Source organism: Streptomyces sp. NPDC029152, from assembly GCF_055564355.1.
Genome location: NZ_JBVHWR010000002.1, coordinates 93,876 through 118,086, shown reverse-complemented (window position 1 = coordinate 118,086; position 24,211 = coordinate 93,876). Strand labels below are relative to the sequence as shown.

Annotated in this window: 23 protein-coding genes; 13 read left to right on the top strand and 10 right to left on the bottom strand. The window is 73.9% G+C overall.

Annotated features, from left to right (window positions below; all coding sequences use genetic code 11):
* Window positions 1-202: 202 nt before the first annotated feature.
* The 3 genes from ACZ4V6_RS04370 to ACZ4V6_RS04360 are packed head-to-tail and all read left to right on the top strand — an operon-like array spanning window position 203 to window position 4,262.
* The gene (locus ACZ4V6_RS04370; RefSeq protein WP_467822403.1) at window positions 203-2,401 is read left to right on the top strand and encodes an MMPL family transporter; all 2,199 of its coding nucleotides are present in this window, start codon (window positions 203-205) and stop codon (window positions 2,399-2,401) included.
* A 5-nt stretch (window positions 2,402-2,406) separates the two neighbouring features.
* Window positions 2,407-3,627 carry a sensor histidine kinase gene (locus ACZ4V6_RS04365; RefSeq protein WP_467822401.1) on the top strand — a complete coding sequence of 407 codons (1,221 nt, stop codon included), beginning with the start codon at window positions 2,407-2,409 and terminating at the stop codon, window positions 3,625-3,627.
* Window positions 3,624-4,262 (top strand): response regulator, encoded by a 639-nt coding sequence (locus ACZ4V6_RS04360; RefSeq protein WP_467822400.1) that lies wholly within the window; start codon window positions 3,624-3,626, stop codon window positions 4,260-4,262. Before ACZ4V6_RS04365 ends, ACZ4V6_RS04360 begins: the two co-directional genes overlap by 4 nt.
* A 162-nt stretch (window positions 4,263-4,424) precedes the next feature.
* Here ACZ4V6_RS04360 and ACZ4V6_RS04355 read toward each other — a convergent pair whose 3' ends face one another.
* Window positions 4,425-6,320 (bottom strand): SpoIIE family protein phosphatase, encoded by a 1,896-nt coding sequence (locus ACZ4V6_RS04355; RefSeq protein ID WP_467822398.1) that lies wholly within the window; start codon window positions 6,318-6,320, stop codon window positions 4,425-4,427.
* A gap of 168 nt (window positions 6,321-6,488) precedes the next feature.
* On the opposite strand from ACZ4V6_RS04355, the gene ACZ4V6_RS04350 reads away from it, so the two are divergent.
* Window positions 6,489-7,040, top strand: a complete 552-nt coding sequence (locus tag ACZ4V6_RS04350; RefSeq protein WP_467822397.1) for a GNAT family N-acetyltransferase — start codon at window positions 6,489-6,491, stop codon at window positions 7,038-7,040.
* A 52-nt stretch (window positions 7,041-7,092) separates the two neighbouring features.
* Here the strand turns inward: ACZ4V6_RS04350 and ACZ4V6_RS04345 are convergent, their stop codons facing one another.
* Window positions 7,093-7,533, bottom strand: coding sequence for an ATP-binding protein (locus ACZ4V6_RS04345; protein ID WP_467822395.1), 441 nt, complete (start codon window positions 7,531-7,533; stop codon window positions 7,093-7,095).
* A gap of 438 nt (window positions 7,534-7,971) precedes the next feature.
* On the opposite strand from ACZ4V6_RS04345, the gene ACZ4V6_RS04340 reads away from it, so the two are divergent.
* Entirely contained in the window at window positions 7,972-8,355 is a 384-nt protein-coding gene (locus ACZ4V6_RS04340; protein WP_467822393.1) for a hypothetical protein, read from the top strand.
* Window positions 8,356-8,380: 25 nt separating this feature from the next.
* Here the strand turns inward: ACZ4V6_RS04340 and pgm are convergent, their stop codons facing one another.
* On the bottom strand, window positions 8,381-10,021 hold the full coding sequence (gene pgm, locus ACZ4V6_RS04335) for a phosphoglucomutase (alpha-D-glucose-1,6-bisphosphate-dependent) (RefSeq protein WP_467822392.1): 1,641 nt from the start codon (window positions 10,019-10,021) through the stop codon (window positions 8,381-8,383).
* Window positions 10,022-10,256: 235 nt separating this feature from the next.
* Window positions 10,257-10,685: a hypothetical protein gene (locus ACZ4V6_RS04330; protein ID WP_467822390.1), complete on the bottom strand. Its 429-nt coding sequence runs from the start codon at window positions 10,683-10,685 to the stop codon at window positions 10,257-10,259.
* A 157-nt stretch (window positions 10,686-10,842) separates the two neighbouring features.
* On the opposite strand from ACZ4V6_RS04330, the gene ACZ4V6_RS04325 reads away from it, so the two are divergent.
* Complete coding sequence (locus tag ACZ4V6_RS04325; protein WP_467822388.1) at window positions 10,843-11,583, top strand: SDR family oxidoreductase; 741 nt, start codon at window positions 10,843-10,845, stop codon at window positions 11,581-11,583.
* Between the two features lie 197 nt (window positions 11,584-11,780).
* Here ACZ4V6_RS04325 and ACZ4V6_RS04320 read toward each other — a convergent pair whose 3' ends face one another.
* Entirely contained in the window at window positions 11,781-12,719 is a 939-nt protein-coding gene (locus tag ACZ4V6_RS04320) for a LysR family transcriptional regulator (RefSeq protein ID WP_467822386.1), read from the bottom strand.
* A 94-nt stretch (window positions 12,720-12,813) separates the two neighbouring features.
* Here ACZ4V6_RS04320 and mdlC point away from each other — a divergent pair, with 94 nt between their 5' ends.
* The 3 genes from mdlC to ACZ4V6_RS04305 all read left to right on the top strand — a co-directional run bounded on the left by mdlC (window position 12,814) and on the right by ACZ4V6_RS04305 (window position 17,255).
* Window positions 12,814-14,394 carry a benzoylformate decarboxylase gene (gene mdlC / locus ACZ4V6_RS04315; RefSeq protein WP_467822385.1) on the top strand — a complete coding sequence of 527 codons (1,581 nt, stop codon included), beginning with the start codon at window positions 12,814-12,816 and terminating at the stop codon, window positions 14,392-14,394.
* An 81-nt stretch (window positions 14,395-14,475) separates the two neighbouring features.
* Complete coding sequence (locus tag ACZ4V6_RS04310; protein WP_467822383.1) at window positions 14,476-15,930, top strand: benzaldehyde dehydrogenase; 1,455 nt, start codon at window positions 14,476-14,478, stop codon at window positions 15,928-15,930.
* Window positions 15,931-16,001: 71 nt separating this feature from the next.
* Window positions 16,002-17,255: an MFS transporter gene (locus tag ACZ4V6_RS04305; protein ID WP_467822381.1), complete on the top strand. Its 1,254-nt coding sequence runs from the start codon at window positions 16,002-16,004 to the stop codon at window positions 17,253-17,255.
* A gap of 75 nt (window positions 17,256-17,330) precedes the next feature.
* Here ACZ4V6_RS04305 and ACZ4V6_RS04300 read toward each other — a convergent pair whose 3' ends face one another.
* Both ACZ4V6_RS04300 and ACZ4V6_RS04295 read right to left on the bottom strand, forming a co-directional pair.
* Complete coding sequence (locus ACZ4V6_RS04300; protein WP_467822379.1) at window positions 17,331-17,882, bottom strand: PepSY domain-containing protein; 552 nt, start codon at window positions 17,880-17,882, stop codon at window positions 17,331-17,333.
* A 279-nt stretch (window positions 17,883-18,161) separates the two neighbouring features.
* Window positions 18,162-19,151, bottom strand: a complete 990-nt coding sequence (locus ACZ4V6_RS04295) for a LysR family transcriptional regulator (RefSeq protein ID WP_467822377.1) — start codon at window positions 19,149-19,151, stop codon at window positions 18,162-18,164.
* Window positions 19,152-19,348: 197 nt separating this feature from the next.
* Between ACZ4V6_RS04295 and snpA the strand changes: the two genes are divergently transcribed.
* Together snpA and ACZ4V6_RS04285 are read left to right on the top strand one after the other, a co-directional pair.
* Window positions 19,349-20,032 carry a snapalysin gene (snpA, locus tag ACZ4V6_RS04290; protein WP_467822375.1) on the top strand — a complete coding sequence of 228 codons (684 nt, stop codon included), beginning with the start codon at window positions 19,349-19,351 and terminating at the stop codon, window positions 20,030-20,032.
* 131 nt (window positions 20,033-20,163) lie between these two features.
* On the top strand, window positions 20,164-20,421 hold the full coding sequence (locus tag ACZ4V6_RS04285; protein WP_467822373.1) for a hypothetical protein: 258 nt from the start codon (window positions 20,164-20,166) through the stop codon (window positions 20,419-20,421).
* A 74-nt stretch (window positions 20,422-20,495) separates the two neighbouring features.
* On the opposite strand, the gene ACZ4V6_RS04280 is transcribed toward ACZ4V6_RS04285, so the two are convergent.
* Window positions 20,496-21,185: an adenosylcobinamide amidohydrolase gene (locus ACZ4V6_RS04280; RefSeq protein WP_467822372.1), complete on the bottom strand. Its 690-nt coding sequence runs from the start codon at window positions 21,183-21,185 to the stop codon at window positions 20,496-20,498.
* A gap of 243 nt (window positions 21,186-21,428) precedes the next feature.
* Between ACZ4V6_RS04280 and ACZ4V6_RS04275 the strand changes: the two genes are divergently transcribed.
* Window positions 21,429-21,779 carry a hypothetical protein gene (locus ACZ4V6_RS04275; RefSeq protein ID WP_467822370.1) on the top strand — a complete coding sequence of 117 codons (351 nt, stop codon included), beginning with the start codon at window positions 21,429-21,431 and terminating at the stop codon, window positions 21,777-21,779.
* Window positions 21,780-21,909: 130 nt separating this feature from the next.
* Here the strand turns inward: ACZ4V6_RS04275 and ACZ4V6_RS04270 are convergent, their stop codons facing one another.
* Window positions 21,910-23,106, bottom strand: coding sequence for a globin domain-containing protein (locus ACZ4V6_RS04270; protein WP_467822369.1), 1,197 nt, complete (start codon window positions 23,104-23,106; stop codon window positions 21,910-21,912).
* Window positions 23,107-23,178: 72 nt separating this feature from the next.
* Window positions 23,179-23,625, bottom strand: coding sequence for a nitric oxide-sensing transcriptional repressor NsrR (gene nsrR, locus ACZ4V6_RS04265; protein WP_467822368.1), 447 nt, complete (start codon window positions 23,623-23,625; stop codon window positions 23,179-23,181).
* A 148-nt stretch (window positions 23,626-23,773) separates the two neighbouring features.
* Here nsrR and ACZ4V6_RS04260 point away from each other — a divergent pair, with 148 nt between their 5' ends.
* A complete protein-coding gene (locus ACZ4V6_RS04260) occupies window positions 23,774-24,205 on the top strand; it encodes a hypothetical protein (RefSeq protein ID WP_467822366.1) in 432 nt (143 codons plus the stop codon).
* The last annotated feature ends 6 nt before the right edge of the window (window positions 24,206-24,211 follow it).

Sequence of the window (24,211 nt, the reverse complement as noted above, 5' to 3'; positions counted from 1 at the left end):
CCCGGTCCTGACGTGATTTACCGTCAGCCAACCGCCCGGCTTCCACCACTCAAGGCGCTCACCCGGGTGAACCCCGTCGGCCGGGACGTGCGGCCGGCGGACGCGGGGGGCTTCCCCCTGCCGCCGTCCACCGATCGGTGGACGGCGGGTTCAGCCGGACACCTCTGTCCGTCAACTGCCTTGCCCGGCAAGGATTTCGGTCATGAATTCCATGACTGTGCGCATGGCGCGCTGGAGCGCACGACACCCCTGGCGGGCCGTCACCGGCTGGCTCCTGTTCGTGGTGCTGTGCCTGGTGACCGGTACGGCCGTCGGCACGAACAGCGCCAGGACGGCGGACTACCGCGTCGGCGAGGCAGGCCGCGCCGAGGCCATGGCGGCCGAGGGGCACCTGGAACGCAGGTCCACCGAGCAGGTGCTGATCTCCGCCCGTTCGGGTGCTACGGGCGGGCGGGAGGCCGAGGCGGCGGCACAGGATCTGACGGACCGGATGGCGGCGCTGCCCGAGGTGGCGGGCGTGGCCGCCCCGGTGTGGTCGGGCGATCACCGGATCCTGATGACCGAGGTGACCCTGAAGGGCGAGGAGCGGGACGCGAAGGACAAGGTGGACGCGCTCCTCGCCCAGACCGCCGCCGTGCAGAAGTCCCACCCCGGACTGCTGCTGGAGGAGACCGGGAGCCCGTCCGTCAGCAAGGGGGTGGACCGGCAGCGCGGTGAGGACCTGGCGCTGTCCGAGAAGATCACGCTTCCGGTCACCCTGGTCACCCTGCTGGTCGCCTTCGGCTCGGTGGTCATGGCCGCGGTGCCTCTGCTGCTCGCGCTGTCGTCGATCGCGGCGGCGGTCGGGCTGTCGATGGTGGTCTCCCACCTCTCCCCCGACGCCGGGGTCGGCACGAACGTGATCCTGATGATCGGCCTGGCGGTCGGCGTCGATTACACGCTCTTCCACCTCAAACGGGAGCGGGAGGAACGGGCCCGGGCCGGCGGCCGGCTGAGCAGCGAGGTGCTGGTGGAGCTGGCGGCGGCCACGTCGGGCCGGGCGGTCGTGGTGTCGGGCCTGGCGGTCGTCGCCTCCACGGCCACGCTGTACCTGGCCTCCGACGTGATCTTCTCCTCGCTGGCGACCGGCACCATCGTGGTCGTACTGGTGGCCGTGGCCAGTTCCCTGACGGCGCTGCCCGCACTGCTGACCGTGCTCGGCCGGCGGGCGGAGCGCAGGGCACTGCGCCGGGCGGAGCACGGGAAACCGGTCCGCCGGGTGCGCGGCGACGGCGCCGGCCGGATCTGGACGGCCCTGCTGCGGCCCGCCACCGGGCACCCGCTCGCCACCCTGTGCGTCTCGGTGCTCGCGCTGCTCGCCCTCGCGCTGCCCCTGGCCGGACTGAAGATCACGGAGATGAGCCGGGACACGCACTCCCGGGAGATCGCCGCGATGCGGGTGTACGACCGCCTCAACGAGGCGTTCCCCGAACGGCGGGCCACCCACGACGTCGTCGTGCGCGCCGACGCGGAACACGGCGGGGAGGTCACCGAGGCGCTGCGCGGGCTCGCCGGGCTCGCCGGTGAGGACCCGCTGTTCTCCGGCGCCTCGGCCATCAGCACCTCGGCCGACCACCGCGTCAGCGTGCTGCGGCTGACGGTGCCCCACCTCGGCGGCTCCTCCGAGGCCCGCGACTCCCTCGCGCACCTGCGCGACGACTACCTGCCGGCCACGGTCGGCCGGGTCGACGGCGCGGAGTACGGCGTCAGCGGGGACGTGGCCCGCTACGCGGACTACCCGGCCCACCAGAACAGCAGACTCCCCCTGGTCCTCGGGGCGTTGCTGCTGGTGACGTTCGCGATGACCGTGTACGCCTTCCGTTCCGTGGTGCTCGGTCTGATCGGCGTCGCGCTGAACCTGCTGTCGGCGGCCGCGGCGCTCGGACTGCTCGTCCTCGTCTTCCAGGGCAGCTGGGCCGAAGGGCTGCTGGACTTCCACTCCACGGGCTCGATCGGCTCGCGGGTCCCGCTCTTCCTCTTCGTGATCCTGTTCGGCCTCTCCATGGACTACCAGGTGTTCGTGGTCAGCCGGATCAGGGAGGCGGCGCTCGCCGGGGTGCCCACCCGGCGGGCGGTGCTCGACGGGATCCGGACGTCGGCCGGCGTGGTCACCAGTGCCGCGGTCGTGATGACGACCGTCTTCGTGAGCTTCGTCCTGCTGCACATCATCGAGATGAAGCAGATCGGCTTCGTCCTCGCGGCCGCGGTGCTGCTCGACGCCTTCGTGGTCCGGATCGTGATCCTGCCGGCGGCGCTGCTCCTGCTGGGCGAGAAGACCTGGTGGCCGTCGCGTCCGGGGCGGCCGGGCGCCGCCGAACCGGACCTCGCCGTACCCGGCCGGCCGGTGGTCGACGTACGTTGACCGGCATGACCGCTCTCACCGGGCCCTCCGCCGACGCCCTCTGGTCCGCTTCGCTGCGCCGCTGGAACGCCGTGTGCTGGGTGCTGTTCGCCGCCATGGCCGTCGGTCTGGCCACGATGGACGGGCCCGGCGGGAGCAGGTACCGGGCGCTCGCGCTGCTCGGCTGCGTGGTGCTCTGCTACGCGGTCCTCGACCGTTTTCCCGACAACCCCGTGGTGCGGCCGCAGGTCTACCTCTCGGTGCTGGTGGGCGCGCTGGGCGGCCTCGCGTACCTGGGCGGCAGCTACGCGGCGCTGTTCATGGTGACGCTGCCGCACTACTGGATGTTCGCGCGGACCCCCAAGGCGTCCATGGGTTTCCTGGGACTGGCGACCGCCACGACGCTGGCGGGGAGCTGGTTCCGGCAGGGCTGGTCGCTGGAGTTCCTCGGCGAGACGACGGTGTCCACCCTGATCGTCGTGGCCGTGGGCGTGCTGATCGGGCTGTGGGCGCACGCGGTGGTCGCGCAGAGCAGCGAGCGGGCGCGTCTGATCGTCGAGTTGGAGCGGACCCAGGCGGAGCTGTCCCGGGCTCACCAGCGTCAGGGGGCGGCGGACGAGCGGGAGCGGATGGCGCGGGAGATCCACGACACCCTCGCCCAGGGATTCGCGTCGATCGTGGTCCTCGCGGAGGCGGCCCGGGCGGGTCTTGACACCGAACCGGAGCGCAGCGCCCAGCAGTTGCGCTCCATCGAGGCGACGGCCCGCGAGAACCTCGCCGAGGCGCGGGAACTGGTGGGCTCGGCGCAGCGGCGGGGCGGCGCGCCGGCCGGCACGGTGGCGCAGACGCTGCGCCGCGTCCTGACCCGCTTCGCGGAGGACACCGGGCTCTCGGTGTCCGACGACCTGGCGGACGTCCGGTGCGACCAGCAGACCCGGATCGCGCTCGTGCGCTGCACCCAGGAGTCCCTCGCCAACGTCCGCAAGCACGCGCGGGCCTCGACGGTCGGGGTGGTCCTCGCCCGCCGGCCCCACGGAGTGGAGCTGGAGGTCACCGACGACGGCATCGGCTTCGTGCCGGAGGAGTCGACGGGCTTCGGACTCGACGGGATGCGCAAACGCCTGGCGGAGCTGGGCGGCAGGCTGACGGTCACCAGCTCGGTCGGCGACGGGACGCGGGTGCTCGCGGTGATTCCCCTGGACGTGCCGGCCGAGGCCGGCGACACGGAAGGCGAGGCGACGCGGTGACGGACGGACGGATCCGGGTGATCGTGGCGGACGACCACACCGTCATGCGGGCGGGTGTGATCGCGCTGCTCGCTGGTGAGGAGGACGTCGAGATCGTCGGGGAGGCGGGGGACGGCGGGGCGGCCCTCGACCTGGTCGAGCGGCACGCCCCCGACGTCGCGCTGGTCGACCTGAGGATGCCGGTGCTCGACGGGGTGGGGACGACCGCCGAGATCGTCGCCCGGTATCCGCGGACCCGGGTGCTGATCCTGACGACGTACGACACCGACCAGGACATCGAGCGGGGAGTGGAGGCCGGCGCCATCGGCTACCTCCTCAAGGACACCACCCGTGCGCAGCTCGCCGACGCGATCCGCGCGGCGGCGCGGGGTGAGACGGTGCTGGCGCCGCGGGTGGCCGAGAAGCTGATCGCGCGCATGCGCCGCCCGGTCCAGGACCCGCTCACCGCCCGCGAGACGGACGTGCTCGGAGCGGTGGCCGACGGTCTCACCAACGCGGAGATCGGCAGACGCCTCGTCATCTCGGAGGCGACGGTCAAGACCCACCTGCTGCGCCTGTTCGCCAAGCTCGACGTGAACGACCGGACGCGCGCGGTGGTGGTGGCCATGGAGCGGGGACTGCTGCGACGGCCGTAGGACGGCGGCCCGTCTCTCGTCGCGGGCCGGGTCCAGGACCGTCGTCCGGACCGGACCGGACCGGACCGGACCGGCTCCGGGCGACGGTGCCCTGCGACCGACGACGACGCCGCAGATGCGCGTGCCGGCCCCGCGCCCCCGGCAGGATCCGGACGGCGCCCCCTAGTCCTCCGGGTCGTCGTGGGTCGGGTCGGTGACCTCGGGGTGCTCGCGGCGGGAGCCGGGGGCGGCGCGGTCGGGGGCGGCCTCGCTGTGCGGGGACTGGGGCGGCGGGGGCGGTGCCGTGTCGTCGGCGGCGCCGACGCCCGCGGCGGGCAGGCGCAACGCGAGCAGGGCCACGTCGTCGCCGCGGGGCGCGATGCGGGCCAGCAGCTCGTCGCAGAAGTCGTCCACGGTCCGCTCCCCCAGCCGGCGGGCCAGGACACCGGCGTGGTGGCGGAGCTTGGCCATGCCGAGGTCGATCGGGCGCTCACGGCTTTCGACCAGGCCGTCGGTGTAGAGCAGGAGGATGCTCTCCGGCGGGAGTTCCTCACGGGCGTCGGGCCATTCCAGATCGAGGCGCAGGGTCTCGCTCATGCCGATCAGCGGGCCGTGGCCGCCCTCCAGGTAGCGGGTCCCGCCGTCCGACGTGATCAGCAGGGGCGGCGGGTGACCGGCGTTGACCCAGTGGAGCTGCCAGGGCCCGCCCTCGGGACCCTCGACGCGGGCGAAGACGAGCGTGGCCATGGGGGCGTCACTGGTGTGGGTGACGGCCTCGTCGAGACGGTGCATGATCACGCTGGGCGGCTCCTGATGGTCCCAGGCCAGGGCGCGGAGCATGTTGCGCACCTCCGCCATGTGGGCGGCGGCCTGCAGGTCGTGCCCGACGACGTCCCCGATGACCAGGGCCATCACCCCGTCGGCGAGCAGGAAGGCGTCGTACCAGTCGCCGCCGATCTCCATGGCGCTCTCCGCGGGCCAGTAGCGGGCGGCCATGCGGACGTGGTCGACCTGCGGGAGGGGGGTGAGCAGCTGGCGCTGCATGGTCTCCGCGACGTTCTGCTGCTCGTGGTAGAGCCGGGCGTTGTCCATGACCAGTCCGACGCGGCGGCCGATGTCGGCGAGCAGGGCGATCTCGGCCTCGGTGTGGGCGGGCGCGTCCCCGGCGCGGGCCACGGTCAGGATTCCGTAGGACCGCTGCCGGGTGCGGAGGGGGACGACGACGGCGGTGTGGCCGCCGAGCTGTTCGAACAGTGCGCGGTGGGAGGCCGCGAGCGGGGCCCGCGGGTCGCGCAGCAGGTCCTCGGCGGTCAGTACGACGGGACGGTCGCCGTTGACCAGCCGTGCCAGCGCCGCGCGTGACGGGTCCGGCAGCGGGGTCAGCGGTCCTCGCAGGCGCCGGGCCCGGTGCGGGTGGGCGCTGCTGCGGACGGCGCGCCGTTCCAGGACGTCCTGTCGTTCCGGGAGGACGTCGAGGGCGGCCCACTGACCGAGTTCCGGCACCAGCAGCCGCAGGAGGCGGCGGATGGTGACGGAGGTGTGCTCGGTGGGGACCAGCACCGTCGAGATCTCGGCCACCAGGTGCAGCTGGGCGGTGAGGGTCTCCAGGGCCGCGGTGCGTGCTTGCGCCTCCTCGGCGGCGCTGCGGTGCAGGCTGAAGTCGTGGAAGACGAGCACCAGGCCTTCCCGGCGGCCGTTCATGACCAGTGGGGTGGTCGCCCAGATGATCGGCACCGTGCTGCCGTCGGCCCGCTGGAAGTACTCCTCGCTGCCCTCCTCGGCGGGCACTCCGCGCAGGGGGTTGCGCAGGTCGCACCGGTCCCGGGGGACGGGGCTGCCGTCGGCGTACCGGTGCAGCAGGTCGTGCGCGTCCTGCCCGGTCATCTCCGCCGCCGACCGCCCCAGCATCTGTTCGGCCCACGGGTTCACCGAGGTGACGCGGCCGGACGGGTCGAGGGTGAGGACGCCGGCGCCGAGGTCGCGGAGGACGGCGCGGGCGAAGCCGGGCTCCGGGACACCGTCCGCCCCGTCGTGCCCTGGTCCGTCGCCCTCCCGGTGGCCCGCCCAGCGTGGCGTCACGACCCTCACAGCCTTCCGATGCCGTCCACCCCGCCAGGTTCCCCCGGGGGGCGCGGGCGAACCGCCCCGAAGGCGGCCGATGGGGGGAACGCCGCCGCCCCGGCGGGCGGCAGCCGGGCGAGCCGTTATTCGGTCGCCGCGCGGGCGCGGTCCCTCTAGGTTGGCGTGATGTCCGAGCTGTGTACCGATCGTCTCGTGCTGCGCGGGTGGCGGAAGTCCGACCTGGCCCCGTGGGCGGCCATGAACGCCGACCCGGTGGTCCGCGCGTACTTCCCCGGGGTGCTCACCAGGGAGCGGAGCGAGGCGTCCGCGGCCGGTTTCCAGGCCGATCTCGAGCGGCGGGGCTGGGGATGGTGGGCGGTGGAGGTCGTGGCCACCGGTGAGTTCATCGGGTTCACGGGGCTCGATCCGGTCGAGGACGGCATGCCGTTCACCGGGATCGAGGCCGGCTGGCGGCTGGCCCGTCCCGCCTGGGGGCACGGCTACGCCACCGAGGCCGCCCGTGCCGTGACGGCCTTCGCCTTCGAGGAGCTGGGGCTGGAGGAGGTCCTCGCGATCACGGCGGCCGGCAACCACCGCTCGCGGGCGGTGATGCGCCGCCTGGGCATGACCCGCGATCCGGCCGACGACTTCGACGACCCGGGCGTGCCCGAGGGGCCCCTGCGCCGGAGCGTGCTGTACCGGCTCCCGCGCCCCGGCGGGCGGCCCGCCGGGGGGTGACGGAGGGCGTCCCGGGCCGGCCCGCCCAGTCCCCCGTTTCACGGCCGGTCCCTCACGCGTCGGCGAGCCGCACGACGGCCGTCGTGCGCTTGCCGACCGGCTCCCTGCGCACCTCGAACGTCTGGCAGACGGCCATGACGATCTCCAGCCCGTGCCGGCCGATCCGTCCGGGGTCCGAAGCCGCGGGCACGGGCAGCACCGGGTCGCTGTCCCACACGGACACCTCCACCCGGTCCTCGGCCAGCTCCAGGTCGACCAGGGACGGTCCGGGCGCGTACTTGCAGGCGTTCGTCAGCAGCTCGCTGACCACGAGCTGCACCACGTCCACCGTCCGGTCGGGCACCGCGATCCCGTGGACCGCCCGCGAACGCGCCAGCAGTCTCCGGGCCAGCTCGCGGCCCCGGGCGATGTCACCGGGAATGCCCTCGTACTCCGCCGAAACCCTGACCGGCGTTCTTGCGAGCCGGTCCCCGTGGTGGGCAGCCCCGTTCATCCGATCCGCCCTCTTCCTGAGCCTTGACCGTTACGCCAGGCCGTCTACCCCGGATTCCCGGGGAACATCAGGCACGGTCGCCATCGGGCCGTCCGGAGCGTCCCCCGTGTCACCGCGGGCACAGCACCGGACGGAGGAAGCCCGGCACGCCCCGGTAGCCACGCAGCCGCCCGTCACGGTGCCCGGCGGCCACCTCGGGCACCGCGGCGCTGTCCGGACCGGTGGGACGGTCCAGTGCCCGGGAGACCGGCGAGCCGGTCCGGGCCCACTCGGGGTCGTCGTGGTCGTCGGATTCCCGGCGGGTGCCGGTGTGTGTCCGTCGACCGGTGTGCAGCCGTCCGCGGTCACGCTTGGCCGCGGGATCGGTGAGGTCCGCCGAGCGTCTCGACGGCCTCGGCGGACGGCTCCCGCTCCCGGGAACCGTCCGCCGGCCGGCCGGTGGTCGGGCAACTGCGCCGCCGGGTCACCGAGGAGCTTCGGCTCGACGCGCCGGACGGGCCCGTAACGGTGTGTCCGGGCCAGCACGTCGAGATCCTGCTCGACCACGCCGACGCCGACCCGCGGGCCGTGGGCGACGCCCCCCTGCCGGTCCGGCCCGGCAGGACGCCGGAGGTCGACGCGGGGCTCTCCTTCGGCGACGGTCCGCACCGGTGTCCCGGAGTGCACATCGCCCTTCCGGAGACCGATGTGTTCCTCAGCCGCCTGTTCGCCCTCGACGGCCTGCGGATGACCGGCCGGCCGCACGTCGGCCTCCGGGGGGCGATCGGCGGCTACGAGACCCGCGGGCTGACCGTGGCGCTCCCCCGGGCCGGCCGGGACTGACCGGCCCGGGGCCCGGATGCGGGCCTCAGCCGCCCAGGGCGCCGAGGACGACGGACTTGGCCTCCTCCTGCACCTGCCGGAGGTGGTCGGCGCCGAGGAACGACTCGCCGTAGATCTTGTAGACGTCCTCGGTGCCCGAGGGGCGGGCCGCGAACCAGGCGTTCTCCGTGGTCACCTTGATGCCGCCGATGGCCGCGCCGTTGCCCGGCGCCTCGGTGAGCACGGCGGTGACCGGTTCGCCGGCGAGGGTGTCGGCGGTGACCTGGGCCGGGGACAGCTTGGCCAGGCGGGCCTTCTCCTCACGGGTCGCGGGGGCGTCGATGCGGGCGTAGGCGGGTTCGCCGAAGCGGGCGGTGAGGGCGGCGTAGCGCTCGGACGGGGTCTCGCCGGTGACGGCGGTGATCTCGGAGGCGAGCAGGGCCAGGATGATGCCGTCCTTGTCGGTGGTCCACACGGAGCCGTCCCGGCGCAGGAAGGAAGCGCCGGCGGACTCCTCGCCGCCGAAGCCGAGCGTGCCGCCGACCAGTCCGTCCACGAACCACTTGAACCCGACGGGCACCTCGACCAGCCGCCTGCCGAGGTCGGCCGCGACCCGGTCGATCATGCCGGAGGACACCAGCGTCTTGCCCACGCCCGCGTCGGCGGGCCACTCGGCGCGGTGGGCGTACAGGTAGTCGATGGCGGTGGCCAGGTAGTGGTTGGGGTTCATCAGGCCGGCGTCGGGGGTGACGATGCCGTGCCGGTCGGCGTCGGCGTCGTTGCCGGTGGCGATGGTGAAGCGGTCGCGCTGTTCGATGAGGGACGCCATCGCGTGCGGCGACGAGCAGTCCATGCGGATCTTGCCGTCCCAGTCCAGCGTCATGAACCGCCAGGTGGGGTCGGTCAGCGGATTGACCACGGTCAGGTCGAGGCGGTGCTGCTCGGCGATCCGGCCCCAGTACGCGACGGAGGCGCCGCCCAGCGGGTCGGCGCCGATGCGCACGCCGGAGGACCGGATCGCGTCGAGGTCCAGGACGCTCGGCAGGTCGCGGACGTACCGGTCGAGGAAGTCGTAGCGGCCGGTGCCGGGCGCGGCGAGCGCCCGGGCGTAGGGGACGCGCCGGACGTCCTTCAGGCCGGCCGCGATGATCTCGTTGGCCCGGTCCTGGATCCAGGAGGTCGCGTCCGAGCCCGCGGGGCCGCCGTTCGGCGGGTTGTACTTGAAACCCCCGTCGGCGGGCGGGTTGTGCGAGGGGGTCACGACCACGCCGTCGGCGAGGCCCGAGGTGCGGCCCCGGTTGTGGGTGAGGATGGCGTGGGAGACCGCCGGGGTGGGGGTGTAGCCGTCCGCGGTGTCGATGAGGACGGTGACGTCGTTGGCCGCGAACACCTCCAGTGCGGTGATCCTCGCCGGCTCGGACAGCGCGTGGGTGTCGGCGCCGAGGAAGAGCGGGCCGGTCGTGCCCTGGGCCTCGCGGTACTCGCAGATGGCCTGGCTGGTGGCGGCGATGTGGTCCTCGTTGAAGGCCGCCGCGAGGGACGATCCGCGATGCCCGGACGTGCCGAAGGCCACGCGCTGCGCGGGCTCGGCGGGGTCCGGGCGCAGGGCGTAGTAGGACGTCACCAGCCTGGCGACGTCGATCAGGTCTTCGGGGCCGGCCGGCTTGCCGGCTCTCTCGTGCTGCATGCGCCCATTCCTCCGCATCGGTCGGACATTCGCTCGAGGTATCCATCTTCCCCCGGACGGGGAGTGCGAACGGACCTCGGCGCACGTCATGACCGGGTGGGCGGTGGGCGGCGGCACCCGGCCGGCCGTGCCCCCGCCGCCCACCGGAGTGCGCCGGCGGTGGCGCCCGGCGTCGGCACGGGCGCGGCCGGGCGGCGGGCTGCCCCGCCGTGGCGGCTCCGCCGTGCGGCGGGCGTCAGATGCGGCCGCCGGTGAGCCGGGTGAGGGGGCCGTGCGTGTGGCGCACCGCTCGGCGTCCCATCGCGTACGAGGCGGCGCTCAGCGCGGTCAGGCCGGCGCCCACACCGGCCGCGACGAGCCTGCGCTGGGAGATGACCGTCCACGCCGTCTTCGCCGTGGTGGCGACATGGCCCGAGGTGGTGATGACGGCCCGGCGGCCGGCCTCGACGCCCTTGGCCGCCGTCTGCATCGCCCCGGCCGCGGCCTGTGCCGAGCGTTCGGCTCCGTCCTTGGCCGCTGACCCCGCGTCAGCGGCCTTTCCGCTCGCGGCCTTCGCGGCTCGCGAGGCGGGAGCGGTCGCCCGGCCCGCGGCGCCGCGGGCCTTGGACCCGGCCGTCCGGGTGGTGTCGGGTTTCTGCTTCGTGTCCTTGTTCGGATCGCTCATGGACACCGCTTTGCCTGTCACTCCGGCGGCAAACACGCGTCGCGTCCGGCCGTCGCGGAACCGGACGCCGCCTTGTGCCGTTGTCGTGCGCCCCGGCGCACCGGGGGCCGGCGAACGGCGTCGCCTCCCTGGGAAGCGGAAAGAGACGGAGAGAACGATGAGGATCGTGGTCATCGGCGGTACGGGGCTGATCGGAACGCAGGTGGTGCGCCTTCTCGGCGACGGCGGCCACGAGGCCGTGGCCGCCTCGCCCAGCACGGGCGTCGACACGCTCACCGGCCAGGGGCTGAGCGAGGCGCTGCGGGGCGCGGACGTCGTCGTGGACGTGACCAACTCCCCCTCCTTCGAGGAGGACGTCGCCCGGGACTTCTTCGTCCGGTCGACGCGGAACCAGGTCGCCGCCGGGAGGGAGACGGGCGTCCGCCACCATGTGGCCCTGTCGATCATCGGCATCGACCGGCTGCCCGGGATCGGTTACTACCGGGCGAAGGTCGCCCAGGAGGAGGCCCTGCGCGAGGGCGGTGCGCCGTACAGCGTCGTGCGGGCCGCCCAGTTCTTCGAGTTCGTCGGTCCGGTCATGGACATGGGCACCGAGGGCACGGAGGTGCACCTGCCCTCGACGCAGCTGCGCCCGATCGCCTCCGCGGACGTCGCGCGCGCGGTGGCCGGCGCGGCGCAGGGCGACCCGCTGCGGGGCTTTTGCGAGATCGCGGGCCCCGAGATCCACCGGCTCGACCGGCTCGGCGAGATCACCCTCGCGGCCCGCCCGGACGGCCGCTCGGTCGTCACCGACGAGGACGCGGGCCTCTTCGCCGGCGTCCCGGACGGCGTCCTGACCGGGGACGACACCGTGGAGACGGCCGCGACGCGGTACGAGGAGTGGCTGGAGCGGAGCTGACCGGGGCGGCGCCGCCGAGGCGGAGGACGTCGTCCGGGAGGTCCGGCCCCGGTGGCGGGGCACCGGCCACGGCACCGCCCGGGAATCCGCCCCCCACCCGGCGAAGACCGCGGCTCCGGCGAGGACGAACTCCCCGCCGGGGCCGCCAGGTTCGGCGGAGCGGTCCGCAAGGCGCGAGGCCGCCCGGGCCGTGACGGCTACGGCACCGCCGTGGCCGGCGGGAGCTGGGCGGAGCTCACCTGTTCGCCCAGCACCTGGGCCATGAACCGCACGAGCCACCGCTGCGCCGGGCTGCGCGAGGACTCGTGGCGGGCGTACAGGGCCACCTCGATCGGGTCGGTCTCGAACGGGAGCCGTACCAGGCGCACCCGGTGGGAGGCGGTGAAGACCTCGCCGACGTACTCGGGGACGATGGCGATCAGGTCGGTCTGCTCCAGCAGGTAGGGCAGCATCGAGAAGCGGGTGGCGTCCACCGCCACCCGGTCGAGCAGCCCGTGCGCGGCCAGTACGGCGCGCGGCGTGACGTGACCGCTGGGCCCGAACACGGTCGCGTGGTGCTCGGCGGCGAGCTCCGGCAGGGTGACCGCGTCGCCCCGGACGCGGGGGTGGTCGGCGGCGACCATGAGGACGTAGCGCTCCTGGAAGAGGGGGATGCGCACGGTCCGGTGCGAGGTCAGCACCGGTGTGGCCACGAACGCGTCGAGGTCGCCGCGGCGCAGCTGGCCCTCGGCGTCCTCCACGTCGAACGGGCGCACGGTGAAGGACACCCCCGGCGCCCGCTCGCGGGCCGCGGCGAGGAGCCTCGGCAGGAGGGTCGCCTCTCCGAGGTCGGACAGGGCGATGGTGAAGCGGCCCGACATCGTCTCCGGGTCGAAGGTGTCTGCCTGCCGGACCGTCCCGTCGATGTCGGCGAGGGCGCGTTGCAGCGGCTCGTACAGGCGCCGGGCGCCCGCCGTCGGCGTCAGCCCGCGCCCGGTGCGGCGGAACAGCTCGTCGTCGAAGTGCCGGCGGAGCTTGCCCAGGCTGTAGCTGACGGTGGGCTGCGTGACGTGGAGCGTCTCCGCGGTGGCCGTGACGCTGCCGGTCTCGTACAGCAGGACGAAGACACGGGCCAGGTTGAGATCGAAGGTGCCCATATCGATCGACTCTATATCGGGGCGCCGAAACATCTATTGGTGCCCATGTCGCGGGATGCCTAGCGTGTCGGACGTCACTTCGAAAGGAACGCCCGTGCCATCCGTGCGCCGTGTCTCCCACGAGTTCCTGGAGCGCCAGGGCCTCACCACCGTCTTCGGCAATCCCGGCTCCAACGAGCTGCCCTTCCTCGCCGGTCTGCCCGAGGGCTTCCGCTACGTCCTCGGTCTGCACGAGGGTGCCGTCGTCGGCATGGCCGACGGGTACGCCCAGGCGACCGGCCGTCCGGTGCTGGTCAACCTGCACGCCGCCTCCGGCTCCGGCAACGCGATGGGTGCCCTGACGAACGCCGTGGCCTCCCGAACCCCCCTCGTGGTCGTCGCCGGCCAGCAGGTGCGGCCCGCCATCGGCCCCGAGGCCAACCTGGCCAGCGTCGACGCCCCGGCCCTGATGAAGCCGCTGGTCGGCTGGGCGGCCGAGCCGGCGTGCGCCGAGGACGTCCCGCGGGCGCTCGCCCAGGCCGTCTTCGAGGCGCGGCTCCAGCGGCGGCCGACGTACCTGTCCGTCCCCTACGACGACTGGGCCGCCGAGGCCGGCGACAACGGCCCGGCCGTCCTCGACCGGCAGGTGCTGCGGGCCTCCGCGCCCGACGGGGAACAGAGCCGCTGGCTCGCCGAACGGGTCGCCGCCGCCCGGCGGCCCGCGCTGGTGCTGGGCGGGGACATCGACTCGGCGGGCCTGTTCGACGACGCGGTCCGGCTGGCGGAGCGCCTGGGCGGTCCGGTGTGGGCGGCCCCGTCGCAGTTCCGGCTGCCCTTCCCGAACCGGCACCCGCTGTTCCGGGGCGTGCTGCCCGCCGGGATCGCTCCGATCTCACAGGCGTTCGAGGGACACGACCTGGTGCTCGTGCTGGGCGCACCGGTGTTCCGCTACCACGAGCACCTGCCCGGCCGGTACCTGCCGGAGGGCACCCGGCTCCTCCAGGTGACCGAGGACGCCTCGGCCGCCGCGCGGGCTCCGATGGGCGAGGCGCTGGTGGCCGACCCGGGCGCGGTCGTCGGTCTGCTCCTGAAGGCCCTGGAGGCCCCTGCCGAGCCGGCCGGTCCCTACCGGCCGGCGCCCGAACCGCTCACCGCCGAGGGGACCGCGCTCCACCCCGAACAGGTCTTCGCCGCGCTGCGCGACGAACTGCCCGAGGACACCGCGTACGTCGTCGAGTCGACGTCGACCAACGCCGCGTGGTGGCGCCAGATGGACCTGCGCCGCCCCGGCTCCTACTACTTCCCGGCGGCCGGCGGCCTCGGCTTCGGGCTGCCCGGCGCGGTGGGCGTCGCCATGGGACAGCCCGGCCGCCCGGTCGTCGGCGTGGTCGGCGACGGTTCGGCCAACTACGGCATCACCGCCCTGTGGACGGCCGCCCAGCACCGGGTCCCGCTGACCGTCGTGCTGCTGCGCAACGGCACGTACGGGGCGCTGCGCTGGTTCGGCGGCCTGCTCGGCGTGCCGGACGCGCCCGGACTGGACATCCCCGGGCTGGACTTCACCCGCATCGCGGAGGGCTACGGGGTGCGCGCCCAGCACGCCGGTGACGTGGCGGAGCTGCGTGCCGCGCTCGCCGAGCGGCCCGACGGGCCGCGGCTGATCCAGGTGGACACGGCGCTCACCACGCCGTCCTGACCGCCCGGCCCGAACGACCTGACGAGCGCCCGGAGCCGCCGAGGCGCCCGGCACCCGAAGATCCCGACGAAGGGGAGGACGATGACATTCCTGGACAGCGACGTCTGGGGCGGGAAGTTCTTCAGCGACGGCTGGCAGGACTCCCCCGCCGAGCATCCGGTCGTCGAACCGGCGACCGGCGACCGGCTCGGCGCGGTGGGCCTGGCGACCGCCGAGGACGTGGGGCGCGCCGCCGCACGGGCCGCGAAGGCCCAGCGGGAGTGGGCGGCGACCTCCCCGCAGCGGCGGGCGGCCGTACTGCGCCGTGCGGGTGAGCTGTTCACCGAGCACGCCGCCGAGGTGGAGGACTGGCTGGTGCGCGAGGCCGGCTCGGTGCGGTCGAAGGCCGGTTTCGAGGTGGGGCTCGCGATCGGCGAGTGCTTCGAGTGCGCGGGCCTGCCGACGCATCCGCAGGGCGAGGTGCTCACCTCCGAGGAGGTCCGCTGGTCGTTCGCCCGTCGCCGTCCGGCCGGTGTCGTCAGCGTGATCGCGCCCTTCAACTTCCCGCTCATCCTCGGTCTGCGCTCGGTGGCCCCCGCGCTCGCCCTGGGCAACGCGGTGCTGCTGAAGCCGGATCCGCGCACGGCGGTGAGCGGCGGTGTCGTGATCGCCCGGATCTTCGAGGAGGCCGGGCTCCCCGCCGGCGTCCTCCACCTGCTGCCGGGCGACGGCTCGGTCGGCAAGGCGGTCGTCGAGGCCCCCGAGGTGCGGGTCGTCTCCTTCACCGGCTCGACCCCGGTGGGCCGGGCGATCGGCGAGCAGGCCGGCCGGCTGCTGAAGCGGGCCCACCTGGAGCTGGGCGGCAACAACGCGCTGGTCGTGCTGCCGGGCGCGGACGTGCAGAAGGCGGCCTCGGCGGGGGCCTTCGGCTCCTACCTGCACCAGGGCCAGATCTGCATGACGACCGGCCGGCACATCGTCCACGAGTCGCTGGTGGAGGAGTACACCGCCGCGCTCGCCGCGAAGGCCGAGGCGCTCGCCGTCGGCGACCCGGCGCGCGAGGACGTGGCGCTCGGCCCGATCATCGACCGCCGTCAGCTGGAGCGGGTGCACGGCATCGTCACCGACTCCGTCGCGGCGGGTGCGAAGGTCGCCGCGGGCGGCGAGATCGTCGGCGCCTGCTACCGCGCCACCGTGCTGTCCGGCCTCACCACCGACATGCCGGCCTGGCGCGAGGAGATCTTCGGCCCCGTCGCCCCGGTCATCTCCTTCTCCACGCCGGAAGAGGCCGCACGGATCGTCGACGACTGCGAGTACGGACTGTCCGTCGGCATCCTCGGCGACGTCGGCACGGCGATGAAGCTCGCCGACCGGATCGACTCCGGCAAGATCCACATCAACGAGCAGACCGTGGGCGACGAGCCCAACGCCCCCTTCGGCGGGGTCAAGGCCTCCGGCACCGGCTCCCGCTTCGGGGGCGCCGCGGCCAACGTCGAGGCGTTCACCGAGACCCAGTGGGTCACGGTCCGCCCGGACATCGCCGACTACCCGTTCTGAGCCGGCTCCCCGCCCCTCCCCGCCCCTCCCCGTCCGCTCGCCCACTCCCGTCCCCTGGGGGGAACGTCACCATGGCTTCCGCCACCACGTCCGACGCGCCGGCCCGCACCGGCGCCACCGGGAACAGCAGATGGACCGTGCTCCTGTGCTGGATCACCGTCCTGCTCGAGGGCTACGACCTCGTCGTCCTCGGCGCCATCATCCCCACCCTGCTCAAGACCCACCACCTGGGCATGACCGCGGGTGACGCGACCACCGTCGCGACGCTCTCGCTCGTCGGCGTGGCCATCGGCGCGGTCTGCGTCGGCCCGCTCGCCGACCGGCTGGGACGCCGCCGCCTGCTCATCGGCTCGGTGGTGGTCTTCTCGGTCTTCACCCTCGTGGTGCCGCTGGCGAACTCCGTGACGATGTTCGCCGCGCTGCGCCTCGCCGCCGGTCTCGGCCTCGGCGCCTGCATGCCCGTCTCGCTGACGATGATGGCCGAGCACATGCCGGCCGACCGCCGGGCGCGGGCCAGCACCCTGACGATGACCGGCTACCACACCGGCGCCGTCATCACCTCGCTGCTGGCCCTCCAGGTCACCGACGACTGGGAGGTCCTCTTCTACGTGCTCGGCGTCGTCGGCCTCGTCGTCGCCGCCGTCCAGTGGTTCAGGCTGCCGGAGTCGGAGGCCTTCGTGCGGGCCCGGCGGGACGGGGCTGCGCGGGTGCCGTTCACCGAGCTGCTGAAGCCGGCGTACCTGCGGGCGGGCATCGGCGTCTGGGTCGCCTCGTTCATGGGCCTGCTGCTGGTCTACGGCCTCAACACGTGGCTGCCGAAGCTGATGAACGACGCCGGCTACCCCGTCCCCACGGCCGTCACCCAGCTCCTCGTGCTCAACGTCGGCGGCGTCGTCGGCCTGGTCCTCGGCGGGTGGGTCGCCGACCGGCGGGGCATCAAGGGCACCACGATGGGCTGGTTCGCGGTGTCGGTGCTCATGCTGGCCTGCCTGAGCGTCAGGATGGACAGCGACCTGCTGCTCAACGCGGTCGTCTTCCTCACCGGCGTGTTCGTCTTCTCCGCGCAGGTGCTCGTCTACGCCTACGTGACCAACTTCTACCCGGCCTCCGTACGCGGCACGGCGCTCGGCTCGGCGTCCGGCATCGGCCGGATCGGTTCGATCGTCGGCCCCTCGATCACCGGCGCCCTGGTCTCCTCGGGGATCGGCCACCCGTGGGGCTTCTACTTCTTCGCCGCGGTCGCGGTCTGCGGCTTCCTGGCCGTGCTGACCCTGCCGGGCCGGACGCGGGGCGAGGGGGCGCGGGCCGTCGAGGCCGCCGCCTGACACCGAACGGCACGAAGAGAGGGAGCAGCCGGGCGATACGGCCCGCTGCTCCCGGAGTGCTCGTCGGGCCGGCGCTCAGTCGGTGTCGACCTGCTGGCTCAGGATCTTGCCGTTCGTGGCGTCGACGTCGAGGGTCGTCTTGTCCCAATTGTCGGTGTTCACGACGTCGACGGCCCACATGACCTGCTGGTTGTCGTTCTCGTCGAGTTCGACGCCGGTGACGGTGCCCTTGACCTTTCCGGTGGCCGCCTTCACCGCCTGCTGCGGGGTCTGGGTGGCCTTCTCCAGCCGGTCGGCGATCTCCTTCTTGTCGTCGGCGTCCTGGTCGGCGTCGACCTGGGTGCGGAAGACCTTGCCGCTGACCGCGTCGATGTCGACACGGTGCACGGTGCCGTCGGAGGTGGCGACCTTGGCCTCCCACTCGGGGGCGCCCTGACTGGGAGCGGGGTTCGGGGTGCTCGGCATCGGCGAACCCGTGGACGAGGTCGCCTCGGACGAGGTCTTCTTCAGTTCGAGGTCGACGAGCTTGCTGCCGGACACCTCCTTGACGGCGGTGTCGGCGGCCTTGTCCCAGGTCACCTTGGCCATCGGGACCAGAGCCTTGCGCTCGGCCTGGTCCTGGTTCATCGAGGCCGAGGGAGAGGCGGAGGAAGGGGAGGCGGATTCGGAGACGGAGGCGGAACCGGAGGGAGATCCGGTCGGTGCCGCCTCGGCGACACTCGAGCGTGTCGTATCGGCGTTGGTACAGGCCGTCATCAGCAGTACGGAGCTGCCGAGGGCACACGTCACGGCCATCGAACGCAGGGGAAGTCGTCGCACAGAGCTCATGACCCTCTCCGTAACCGTTCGGCCCTGTTGTCATACCGGTTCGCGAGGGAAAGCACCCGAACGGCCGGATGGTCCGGTTCAGCGGACGGGAACGAACTTTGTCCGGTCGCTCCCCGCACCGGTCACCGGTGAGCACGGGGCCACGGCGGGCGGCCGGCGGCCCTCCAGCCACTCCCGGTACGCGGAGGACTGGCGGGCCACCTCCCAGTACGCCTCCTCCAGCGCGGGGTAGACCGCGTCCAGTTCGGCCCGGGTGCGCGCGGCGAGCAGCAGGCGCACGCCGAGGGGGTCTCCGTGCAGGCGCCGTACCGCCATGTCGGGGCGGGACTGGGAGCTGGGCTGGCAGACGGTGACGACTTCGCCGGTCGCGACGAGGGACGCGGCGGTGTGGTAGTCGCCGTGCAGGACGCGCGGGTCGAGGCCGACGGCGCGCAGCATGCGGTGCACGCCGTCCCATTCGCCGTCGACGGTGGGGTCGACCATCCACCGGTCGTCGGCGAGGTCGGCGAGGTGGACGACGGGGCGGGCCGCCGCCGGGTGGTCGGCGGGCAGCATGACGAACTGCGGTTCGCGCTCGATCAGGACCCGCAGCCGCAGGCCCTCGGGGACGTGCAGCGGGCAGCCCTCCACCTCGTGCACGAAGGCGACGTCGAGCTGGCCGTCGCAGACCCTGCGCAGCAGTGCGTTGGCGGAGACGTCCATCTGGAGCGTCGGTTCCAGGCCGGGGCGTCTGAGCCGGCGCAGCCACCCGGCGAGGGCCCGGCTCGCGGTGGAGCCGACGCGCAGCCGGCTGTCGCCGCCGGCCGCGGCGGAGCGGGCCTCGCGGACGAGGGTCCGCATGTCGGCCAGCAGCGGGCGGGCCCGGCCGAGGACGGTGCGGCCGAGCGGGGTGGGGCGGCATCCGGTGCGTTCCCGGACGAACAGCTGACCGCCCAGGGCCTGTTCGATGCGGCTCAATTGTGCGCTCAACGTGGGCTGGGCGACGCCCAGTTGACGTGCCGCCCGGTGCAGGCTGCCGGCGTCGGCGATGGCGCACAGCGCGCGAAGATGCCTCACCTCGAGCTCCATGCGGGGAGCGTAGAGCGGAACAGTTGGTTGCGCCAGGTGAACAAAAGGCGGCGGAACAGGGCGAGTTCTGCACTCCCGGAGAACCTGGGTGATAGCCCGGTCCTATCGCCTGTTGCCATCATCACAGCGGGCTCATGGGCGCTCCACACTCACCGGTGACGACTTCTCCCCACTCCCCCACACCCAAGGAGTCATCGATGCGCATCACCCTGCCCCTGCTGTCCACCGCGGTCGGCCTCGGCCTGACCGTCGCCGCGCTCGGCGCCGGCCCGGCCGCGACGGCCGCCGCGCCCCAGCCCCAGGCCCCCGCGGCGCAGGCCGGGTACCAGCCGTCGCCCGGCTCGGGCGAAGACGCCCGCGCCAACCGGGAGTTCTTCGAGGCGGTCGTCAGGTCCGTCGCCGAGAAGCGGGCGGCGAACCCGTCCGCGACGGCCGCCGTCACCGTCTACTACAGCACCAGGAACGCGCCGAGCTTCCGCACCCAGATATCCCGCAGCGCCCAGATCTGGAACAGCTCGGTGTCCAACGTGCGCCTCGCGGAGAGCAGTTCCGGCGCCGACTTCTCGTACTACGAGGGCAACGACTCGCGCGGCTCGTACGCCTCCACGGACGGGCACGGCAGGGGCTACGTCTTCCTCGACTACACGCAGAACCGGCAGTACGACTCCACGCGCGTGACCGCGCACGAGACGGGGCACGTGCTCGGCCTGCCCGACCACTACTCGGGCCCGTGCAGCGAGCTGATGTCGGGTGGCGGCCCGGGCACGTCCTGCACCAACGCGTACCCCAACGCCACCGAGCGCAGCCGGGTGAACCAGCTGTGGGCGTACGGGTTCGCGGCCGCCCTGGACAAGGCGCTGGAGAAGAGCGGACAGCGCTGAGCGGTACGTGAGGACAGTCGTGGGGACGGCCCGCCCGGGCCGTCCCCGCGCACGTGTGCCCGGACCGCTTGCGGGACTTCCGAGGGGGTACCCGACGCCCACTGGTGAGCACTCCAGCGAAGGAGCCCTACGTGGACGACCTGAAGGCACACGCCGGCGGTCTCGGCGATCTGGAACCCGGCACGCGGCAGCGCGCGCAGTTGCGTGCCCGCGTGGCCGACATCTCGTGGACGGCGCTGTGCGTGGTGCTCGCGCTGTGGGCCGTCTGGAGCGCCGTGGGGGTGGCACGGGGTGCGACGGCGTGGGCGTACTGCGCCGTGGCCTGGGTGCTGCTGGCCGCGGCACTGGCCCTGCGCGCGGCGGCGATCCGGCGCAGGAACTCCCTGTGACCGCCCGGGCCCAAGTCCCCCCGGCCGCAGCTCACTTCCGCGGCCGGGGGGACTTGGGCCCGGGCCGTGTCGGCTCAGCGGTGTGCGGCGGCGGGCAGCGCGTCCAGCACGGCGCGGTGGACGGCCCGCGCCAGCCGGGCGCCCCACTCGGAGCGGGGGCCGGCGAAGGCGTGGACCTCCGTGCCGGGACGCGGTGCGCGGGCGGCGACGCACACGGCGTCGGTGGGGGTTCCGGAGCAGTCGAGGCCCGCTTCGACCAGCGCCTGCACCTTGGCCTCGGTCGCCGTGATGACCGCGTTGACCAGGGCGGCGTCGCTCAGGACCACCGGCAGGGCGGCGAGGATGTTGATGGTGCCCGGCCCGGGTGTCCCCGCGCCGTCCTCCCGCGGTGCCGCCGCCCACCCGCGCACGGAGACGCCCGCGGTGACGACGGCTTCCGCGCCGCCGTCCCGCGCGCGGCCGGGGTCGCGGACGTCGGCGGCGGTCATCAGACCCATGCCCCGGCCCTCGGCCCCGACGGCGCGGGCCAGGTCGGCGAGGTGCCGGGCGGGGTCGGTGCGCCGGTAGCCGTGCGCCACCTGGGCGTTGAGGACCCACGCGCAGTCGGCGATGCCGCCGCCGAGCACGGCGCTGCCGGCCATCCGCCAGCCCGGTCCGGGGCGCCACAGCAGGGCGTGCAGCCGTTCGCCGTCCTCCACGCGGGCCAGACGCTCCAGGTCCAGCAGACGGGGCCCGGTTCGGGGGGAGGGGAGGAGGGCGGGCACCGGTCGGGGCTCCTTGCCGGTTCGGGGACGGACCGGACGATCGTACGCGGCGACGGCGCGAAGGCCCGCCGGGCCCTTGGGGGAACGGGTTCGCCCCCGCCTCGTCGGCACCCCGTGCCGCGGCACGGGGACGTCGTCGCCGCGCCGTTCACGGCGCCGCCGTCGCCGCGCATTGCGGACCGGGTCCGGGGCACTTTCACTGAAGGCACTTCGCCGTCAGGCGTCAGATCGGAGGCCACCACGATGCTGTCCCACACCCTGGAGCACGGAGTCCTCGTCATCACGGTGGATCAGGATCCGGGAATCGACGGGCGGGCCGCGCTGTCGACGCACATCACCAACCTCGTCGACGCCCATCAGCCGGCCCCGGTCGTCATCGTGCTGACCGAGGAGGCCTCCAGTGGTGCCGCGGTCAGTGCCGTGCTCCGGGCCCATCAGTGGTGCGGTCGCCTCGGTGTCCTGATGAGCGTCGTCACCCACAGCGCCCCGGTCCGGCGGCTGCTGGAGGACAACGCCGACACGTCCGGCCCCCGCCTGGTCGTGCACGCCCGGATCGACACGGCCATCACCACCGCCTTCACCGCAGCGGCCTAACGCCGTCCCGGAAGGTGCGCGGTGGCGGCGCGGTCCGGCGGCGGCACCCGGTGCCGCCGGCGGGCACCCGGTCCCGGCGCGGTGCGGGCCGCCTCCCGAGGGGCTGTCCCGTACCGCGCCGGCGCCGGTTCTACTGCTGTCCGAGCCAGAGGTCGGGGCCGAAGACCTCGTAGTGGACGGCCTCGGCGGGCACTCCGCGGCGCAGCAGGCCGCCGCGGACGGCGCGCATGAAGGGGACCGGTCCGCACAGGTAGACCGTGAGCCCCTCGGGCAGGTCCAGGCTGTCGACGTCGACGAGTCCGGCCGACGCCTGGGGCGCCTGGTCGCCGGGCTCCTCGTACCAGAGGTGGAGCCGTGCGTCCGGGAGCGCGCGTATCAGGTCGAGCTGCTCCTGCCGGTGGGCGTGGTCGGCGGGGGTGCGGTCGGCGTGGACGACGGTGACCGGACGGCCGGTGCCGGTGGCGGCCAGGTGGTCCAGCATCGCCAGCATGGGGGTGACGCCGATGCCGGCGGAGACCAGCAGCAGCGGGCCGTCTCCCTCGGCCAGCGCGAGGTCGCCGAACGGCTCGGAGACGGTGAGCACATCGCCCTCGCGCGCGGTGGCGTGGAGCCAGGACGAGACCTCGCCGTCCGGCCGTCCGCCGCCCTGGACGCGCTTGACGGTGATCCGCCGGTCGGACCGGCCGGGTGCGGCGGACAGGCTGTACTGGCGGATCTGGTGCGATCCGTCGGGCAGTTCGGACCGGACGCTGACGTACTGGCCCGGGCGGAACGGTCGCGCGGGACGGTCGTCGGCCGGCCGCAGCACGAAGGAGACGGCGTCGGGGCTCTCCTCGCGCCGCTCGACGATCTCCATGCGGCGCCAGACCTGCCCCTCGGCGACCTCGGCCTCCTGGTAGAGGCGGGTCTCGACGGCGACGAGCGCGTTGGCCATCAGCCAGTAGACCTCGTCCCAGGCGGCGGCGACCTCCGGGGTGACGGCGTCGCCGAGGACCTCCACGATCGCCGCGAACAGATGACGGTGGACGATCTTGTACTGGTCGGAGGTGACGCCCAGGGAGGCGTGCTTGTGCGCGATCCGGGAGAGCATCGCGTCGGGCCGGGCGTCGGGACGCTCCAGCAGCATGCCGGCGAACGCCGCGATGGATCCGGCCAGGGCCTTCTGCTGCTCTCCGCCGGCCTGGTTGCCCCGGTTGAACAGGTCCCTCAGCAGCTCGGGGTGGGCCTCGAAGAGCTTGCGGTAGAACAGCTCGGCGATGTCACCGATGGCCGCTCCGACCGCGGGGAGGGTGGCCCGGACCACGGGGACGGACTGTTCGGAGAGCACAGCGACTCCTTAATTGGTAGATTATTTTCGTGTTTTGAGTCACAGGCCGGCACGTGCCGCGCCGCCCACCCGTCAGCCGGGTGGGCGGACCGTCAGGCCGACCAGGACCGGGCCGGTCGGCGAGGCCACCAGGTCGGCGACGGTCAGCGGGTCGAGCGCGCTGTAGAACGCCTCCTGGGCGGCGCGCAGGGCGCCTCGCAGCCGGCAGGCCCCCCGCAGCGGGCACGGCGTCTCCCCCTCGCAGGCGACGACCTCGCCGTCGCCCTCCAGTTCCCGGACCAGCCAGCCGACCGAGGCGTTCCGCCCCAGGTCGGTCAGTGTCAGTCCGCCGCCGCGGCCTCGCCTGGCCTCCACCACACCGAGGTGCCGGAGGCGGGTGATGGCCTTCGCGGCGTGCGTGTACGGCACGCCGATGACCTCGGCCACCTCACGGGTGGCGAGGGGGTCGTCGCCGTCCTTCACGACCGCCAGGCGCATCACGGAACGCAGCGCCAGATCGGTGAACTTCGTCAGCCGCACGCCCGGACCCTAACAAATACGCATGTTAGATTCCCCTTTGCCTGCGGCCTGGGCCCTGTGGAGTGCGCCACTCGACGGGCCGTGCCGGGACGGCCGCCCAACGGGGCGGCGGGCGGCCGCGGTCGGACACGGCGGACGGTGACATCCGATGACAGCGGAAGAAGGCGGCTCCCCCGCCCCGGCCGGGGGGACTCCTCTCCCCCGGGTCCTGTGCGACACCGCGGAGCTCCTGGCCCGCGCCGAGGGCGCGGGGGCCGGCGCCCTGTGGCGGCTCGCGGAACCGGGACGCCAGTTGGACGCCAACGTCGTCCGCGTCCCCGCGTCAGGGCGGGTCGGCACGCACACCGAGCCGGACCTCGACGTCCTGCTGCTCGTCCTCGACGGGTCGGCCACCCTCGTCCGCGCCGACGGCGATCGCCCGCTGCGGCCGGGGCTCCTGACCTGGCTGCCGCACGGTTCGACGCGCGCCGTCCAGGCCGGGCCCGAGGGGGTGACGTACCTGACGGTCCATCGACGCCGTCCCGGCATGCGGATCCAGCCGCCCGGCGCCGCCGGCCGGCTCCGGCCCGGCGGCGCCTGAACGGCG